At 36.1% G+C, this 6,683-nt stretch carries 4 protein-coding genes; all 4 read left to right on the top strand.

Annotated elements, in window-relative coordinates; all coding sequences use genetic code 11:
• The first annotated feature begins 821 nt into the window (after positions 1-821).
• Entirely contained in the window at positions 822-1,061 is a 240-nt protein-coding gene (locus ENL20_10775; protein HHE39038.1) for a hypothetical protein, read from the top strand.
• Positions 1,042-1,227, top strand: a complete 186-nt coding sequence (locus tag ENL20_10770; protein ID HHE39037.1) for a hypothetical protein — start codon at positions 1,042-1,044, stop codon at positions 1,225-1,227. Before ENL20_10775 ends, ENL20_10770 begins: the two co-directional genes overlap by 20 nt.
• Positions 1,228-1,581: 354 nt before the next feature.
• On the top strand, positions 1,582-4,044 hold the full coding sequence (locus ENL20_10765) for a T9SS type A sorting domain-containing protein (protein HHE39036.1): 2,463 nt from the start codon (positions 1,582-1,584) through the stop codon (positions 4,042-4,044).
• Positions 4,045-4,567: 523 nt separating this feature from the next.
• Positions 4,568-6,508, top strand: a complete 1,941-nt coding sequence (locus ENL20_10760) for an O-antigen ligase domain-containing protein (protein ID HHE39035.1) — start codon at positions 4,568-4,570, stop codon at positions 6,506-6,508.
• The last annotated feature ends 175 nt before the right edge of the window (positions 6,509-6,683 follow it).

Here is a 6,683-nt window from a genome sequence, read left to right as displayed (position 1 = left end):
TGCGATGAGATAAATGTTGAAATCACAGTTTATAATAATGGAACTGCCGATATTCCTCCCGGCTCCGGATTCTATCTTGATCTTTATTATGATCTAGGTGCTCCTCCTCTCCCTTATGATGTTGGAGATCAATATGGATGGATAGATTTCGGTATTCCTGCTGGAGATTTTGTCATGGTTCAATTCGATATAATCAATGATATTGCCGAATCATGGGATTCTTATGTTCAGGTTGATACAGAGGAAGATATTTCAGAATTGGATGAAGGTAATAATATCTGGGGTCCCGACGCTATCACCTGGAATCTTCTTCCGACAATCGATGACCTGACCATCCAGGAAAATGCTGGTAATATCGAGTTAAATTGGACATATCCGATCACTGTCGATTACTATAACATCTACATATCTTCCGATCCTTATGATTTCAGCGGAGTAATACCGGAAACATCTCTAACAGAAAGTTATGACGAACCTTCCGACACAAAGATGTTCTATTATGTTACTGCAGTGAGAGAATGTGTTCCGACTCTGATCTTAAGAGAAGTAGATTCAAAAGTCAGGAGAAAGTAGCACAGAATTGCATTCTGTGAAAGGTTAAACGAAACTTGCCATCCGTCAATTGCCGGATGGCAAGTTTTTTTATACTTATTCCCACGCTCCTGCGTGGGAATTCTTTCTTTGATCAGCGTTTTATATTCAACTCCTTCGGAGTTGTATCTTATCTGTGATCATGTTCCGGATGTTTACACATCCGGCTATTAATATTCAACTCCTTCGGAGTTTCTTTTCTGTTCCTCTTCAAATCCTGAAAGGATTTAATGTTAATAGCAGTAGATGAAATCTACGGGAAAGGAATATCTCTTGATCTCAATCCGGCAGCTGCCGGATTGAACAACTACCCTAAATCAATTTTTAATCAACTCCTGCGGAGTTGTATCTTATCTGTGATCATGTTCCGGAGGTTCACACATCCGGCTATTAATATTCAACTCCTTCGGAGTTTCTTTTCTGTTCCTCTTCAAATCCTGAAAGGATTTAATGTTAATAGCCATAGATGAAATCTACGGGAAAGGAATATTTCTTGATCTCAATCCGGCAGCTGCCGGATTGAACAACTACCCTAAATCAATTTTTATTCAACTCCTGCGGAGTTGTATCTTATCTGTGATCATGTTCCTGATGTTCACACCTCCGGTTATTAATATTGAACTCCGTTGGAGTTAAATCCAAGCTACGATTTTTTCCTCTCCCTTAAATCTCAAAAAATCCTCATAATCCCTCCGGCAGCTACCGGAGGGAAATAAAAGCGATTTAGGAGAATTACTCAATCCACAACTTGCAAGTGCGTATGACGATATGCCCCAACTCTGCATCTTGTTTTACTGAGTCATTATCTGGTTTTCTGTCCCTTTTCTGTCCCAATATTAATGAGTAAATTATTCAGCGGAATTACAAAGCAAAGGTCAAACTTAATAAGATGCGGTCATAAAGATACTTATGAATCCTTTAATCCTGTCTTTTCCGGGGGAATAATGGTATGAACATTGCATTTATAACGACTGAGGTTGAGGGGGAAAAATGATAAATATCACAAATTTTAGAGTGATCATTAGAGTGATTTTAATATTAATTTTAACAAGTTTCTTTTTTACGATCAATGCTGCTCATGATTCCGATGTTCTTTTTGATGACACCCAGGTTCTGGAATTCCACTTTACATTCGAACACGATAATTTCTGGGATACGCTTGAACAGAATTATAATAATGGTTCGGGAGCATACCTGAAAGCTGATCTCGAATTCAATGGTGAGATTTGCGAGATGGTTGGAGTCAAGCTGACAGGTAATACTTCCATGAGTTATCCTTCCCAGAAGAAATCCATGAAGGTCAAATTTGATGCTTTTACGGAAGATCAGGATTTTTATGGAGTTAATAAACTTAATTTGAAAAATGCTTTTAAGGATCCGAGTTTCTTAAGAGAAAAGTTGCTCTGCGATCATATCAACGAATTTATACCTGGTCCCCGTACAAGTTTTGTGAAAGTTTATCTTAACGGTATTTATTGGGGTTTATATAATAATGTTGAACAGGTCAATATGAAATTCATCGATAAGAATTTTGGTAATAATGAGGGCGGAAATCTATTCAAGGGAGATCCTGAAGGTGACCTTGTCTGGTATGGAGATAATGAAAATGCTTATTTTGACAGGTATTGTCTGAAAACTAACGAGGAAGAACCGGACTGGTCCGACCTTGTTTATCTAATCGATAAAATTAACAACACTCCTCTCGAAGTATTTCCCACAGAATTAGAAAGGATTTTCCATATTCGGAATTTCCTGTTTTTCTCAGCTATCAATAATTTCTTTGTGAATTTGGACAGTTACATCGATAAAGGTCATAATTATTATATTTATCACCGCGAAGATACAGGCAAGTTCGTTCATATTCCCTGGGATTTTAATTTTGCATTGGGAACATATAAACCTTTTCTTTATCCGCAATCTCAATTACCATATCTGCCTGTGTTCTGGGAATCTGCCATGCCTTTGGAAAGACCTCTGGTGAATCGTATGTTCCAGGTTGAAGAGTATCGCCAGATCTATTTGAGTGATTATCAATACCTGATGGATAATGTTTTCCAGGAAGAGCTGTTATTCTCCCGTATCGATAGTCTGGTCAATATGATCAGACCTGCTGTTTATGCCGATACCTTGAAGATGTTCACAAACGAGGAATTTGAACAGAGTATTCTGGAAGATATTCCTTATGGAAATTCATATATCTTCGGGATCAAATCTTTTCTGCAAACCAGGATCGAAAGTATTAATGAACAATTGCTCGAATTTAATATTCCCAACAGGATTTCAGGACTTTATATCAATGAATTTCTAGCAAATAATGTGACTGATATTCAGGATGAATTTAATGAAAATGAAGATTGGATAGAGATCTATAATGATAATGATTTTCCGGTTAATCTGAATGGATTTTTCCTTTCTGATGATCCTTCCATTCCTGATAAATGGAAACTGAACAATATCGTGATCCCGGGCAATGGATATGAGCTATTCTGGGCTGATAATAATCCTGAACAGGGAAATAAACATACTAACTTCTGCTTGGATACGGATGGTGAAACTATCGGTTTATATTGCCTGGATGGAGTTATTCCTGCTGATAAATATGTTTATGATCAGCAGCAAACGGATGTTTCGTTCGGCAGGCTGCCCGATGGCGGAAAGAACTGGCAGTTTTTCCCGGAGACAACTCCTTTGAATCCTAATTATTATATTACTATCGAAGAATTGTTCATCAATGAATTTATGGCTTCCAATGAATCGTGTATCGCTGATGAATATGAAGAGTTTGATGATTGGTTGGAATTATATAATGGAAACGATTATGATCTTGACCTAACCGGGATGTATCTGACCGATGATCCGGAAGAACCCGATAAATGGGAATTTCCCGCTATTTCTATTCCTGCTGACGGACATCTTCTCATCTGGGCTGATGATGATACGGAACAGGGCGAGCTGCATACGAATTTCAAATTGAGTGCTGATGGTGAATACATTCTTTTGTATGACCATGATACGATTACTTTGATAGATAGTATCTGTTTTGCGGAACAACAGCCGGATGTTTCTTTTGGCAGAACATCAGATGGATTTGAAGAATGGTCATACTTTGCCGAGCCGTCTCCCGGAACTTCAAATTCAGAGACATCAATAATCGAAGATCAATATTCCATTCCTGATAATTCCATTTTGATCGGGAATTATCCAAATCCATTCATTTGCGAGACAAAGATCAGCTACTTTATTGATCAGCAGGAGAAAGTTCAGGTCAGTATTTATAATGCCAAAGGACAATTGATCAATAAGCTTATTGATAATGTAGTTGATGCAGGTTTTCATTTAATAACATGGAATGGAAAGGACAGAACCGGAAAGAATGTTTCCTCCGGAGTATATTTTTATAAACTGAATACAAGCAAATCTGTTTCCATTAAAAAGATGATCCTGATGCAGTAGCACAGAATTGTATTCTGTGAGAAATTAATTTGGCTTGGAAAATAAAACTTGCCATCAGCAAGCTGTTAGAGATTTTGTCCGGTCGTGTTGGGAGACAAAACCTTGAAAACGGTCTCTGCTAGTGGATTCTTTCACTTGACCTTTTCAACGGTTGGATTGATTGAAATGAAGTTAACAAGAAGAGGTAGTGATGTAGTATTGAAAACCATTGAAAAAGTTTTGCAGGAAGATTTTTACTTTTAAACTTTTTCAAGGTTATTTTCGTATTTTTTCGTGTGTTTCGCGGGTAATAAAAGGAGAAGAAATGGCTTCCAGAAAAATTTTAGATGCAGTTCCCATAATCGGAATAGGAATTTTGGGATTTGTGCATGAATTTGTGATCAGCAGTAAACCGGAAATGTTTCCCAGTATCCTTTTTGGATTACTTCTCGCAAAAGGAATAACCAAGCTTTTTGAGAAATAACAGTTCTGAAAATTTGCCTCCCGAAGGCTTTCGTGATGAAATTTGGCAAATTTCTAATCAATGGAAAAAAGTAATCTAAATTATCTAAATCTCCTAATTTATATTCTATTCTTCCTTTTCTCCTTCCTCTTTTGCAAGAACATGGCAAATCCTTCAGATGGACCAAGATGGATTTTGTTAAATCTCACTGCTGTAATTTTGCCTTTATCTTTGCTGATATTTCTTCGTAAAAAGAAAAAATCAATAATTTTCGAATTCTCATTTTTTCATTTACTTATTTTAATACTTTTTATCTGGTTACTGTTCACAACAGTGATCGCTATCGACAAAGCGAACTCTATCGATGAATTTATTAACCTGCTCTCATTCATCATACTGCTGGTTTTCTTCTCTTTTTATGGGAAGAAAGTGAATCTCCGGAATATTATCAGAATTTTCGTCATCATTATATCTTCAGTTTCGTTATTGGGATTATTTCAGTATTATGGAATTTTGAGTGATCTCTTTGCTCAAGTATCTTCTCCGGCATCGACTTTTGTGAATAAAAATCTGGCAACTCCTTTAGTAGTGCTGTTCTTTCCCTTTATTTTTTTCAGCATATTATTTTCCAATTCCAAAAAAAAGAGACTGATCCAAACCTTCTGTTTTGCGATTACTTTATCCTACCTGATCGCTTCCACCACAAAAAGTTCCTGGATGGGAGTTTTTTTATCATTTGTTTTTTTTGTTGGAATTATACTATTTTTCAAGGATATTAGAAAAAATTCTTTCAGGAAATTCCACAGATCGAGCCTGTTTTTCCTTATTCCGGGAATTCTCCTTACATTTCTGATCGTTCATATCAGAACATATTTACCTGCACCTCAAGATGAAAATCTTTCGCTCAAATCCACACTCGATTTCTTTCAGGGAAAGGAAAAATTAACTGCTCACGAAACAAAAGCATTTAACAAACCTGTAGCGATCAGGCTTTCCAAATGGCAGAACAGTTTTGAGATCGTCAAAGACCATCCGCTTTCAGGTATCGGTCTCGGAAGTTTCGATGCTGTATATCCGTTTTATCATAAGAGCAAGATCGATGATCAGTGGTTCATGCCCAGATTCTTTCTTGGCGGAACACATAACGATTCTCTGCAATTCATTATTGAAACCGGAATTGTGGGCTTTATCCTGATCTTGATGATTTTTCTTTTAATTTATTTCTTTCTGATAAAATTACTGCATCTGAATGATAAAAACATGATATTTTATCTGGCATCATTAACCGGAATTACAGGTTTGATCATAGATTCTTTTTTCAATTATCCCTTTCATCATCCGACTTATCTTTTTTATACCGCTTTTTTATTGGGAACAATTTATGCCAAATATCGAGAGCATTTTCCCGATAATCGATTTAAGATCAGGTTCAAGGCAAATCGATCTTATTCAATTCCTGTTTTGATCATACTTTTATTAATTTCTGTTTATATTTCAAGGGCAAGATATCTATCCGGTGTTTACCTGAAAAAGGCTTTATTTATGGAAAATTCCAATCTCTTTTCTACTGCTTCCGAATACTCGAAAAAAGCGGTAGATCAATGGCAATTTCAAAATAGAACTTTGTTCGTGAATTCCAGGATTTTATATTCATATTATTCGAATAATAGATCTGAAAAAAGTTATCGGGAATTAAAAAAATACAATTATCTAACCTTACAAAGCCTGCCCTATCATTACATTCCGAATTTGATCAGGATACTTCTGATAACTGAAAAAAGAGAACCTGCACAGGTGAGGAATCTATTAAAATCGATTCCCTTATTTTTGAGGATAACTCCGAATGAACAATTATATGATGCGTATGAATTGATCGGTTATATTTATTATCTGAATAGAGATAAGACAAATTCTTTGTATTATTATAGAAAAGTTTTAGCAAAATTTCCCGATAATGAGAAGATCAGGAAAAGGGTGGAGCTGCTGTTGAGTATTGAGGAAAACTCTGAAAGAGTTGAATAATAAAGGGGATTCAATCTTTAGTCTTTTACATTCAATCCGGCAATTGCCGGATTTATTACTCCCCTCTCTTTCCTTAAAGAGAGGGGGCTGGGGGTGAGTTTTTTTTATGTTCCATAGATTCCATCTATGGTTATTAATATTCAATTCTTCAGGATTTCAAATGTATCTATTTAAC

This window comes from Candidatus Cloacimonadota bacterium (genome assembly GCA_011372345.1).
In the GTDB taxonomy this organism is placed as follows: Bacteria; Cloacimonadota; Cloacimonadia; order Cloacimonadales; family TCS61; genus DRTC01.
This window is presented reverse-complemented; position numbering and strand designations above follow the sequence as displayed.

Bases quoted from the DNA above. Each gene is read 5' to 3' on its own strand.
- ENL20_10775 (HHE39038.1), top strand. From the start codon at position 822: ATGTTAATAGCAGTAGATGAAATCTACGGGAAAGGAATATCTCTTGAT.
- ENL20_10770 (HHE39037.1), top strand. From the start codon at position 1,042: ATGTTAATAGCCATAGATGAAATCTACGGGAAAGGAATATTTCTTGAT.
- ENL20_10760 (HHE39035.1), top strand. From the start codon at position 4,568: ATGGAAAAAAGTAATCTAAATTATCTAAATCTCCTAATTTATATTCTA.
- ENL20_10765 (HHE39036.1), top strand. From the start codon at position 1,582: ATGATAAATATCACAAATTTTAGAGTGATCATTAGAGTGATTTTAATA.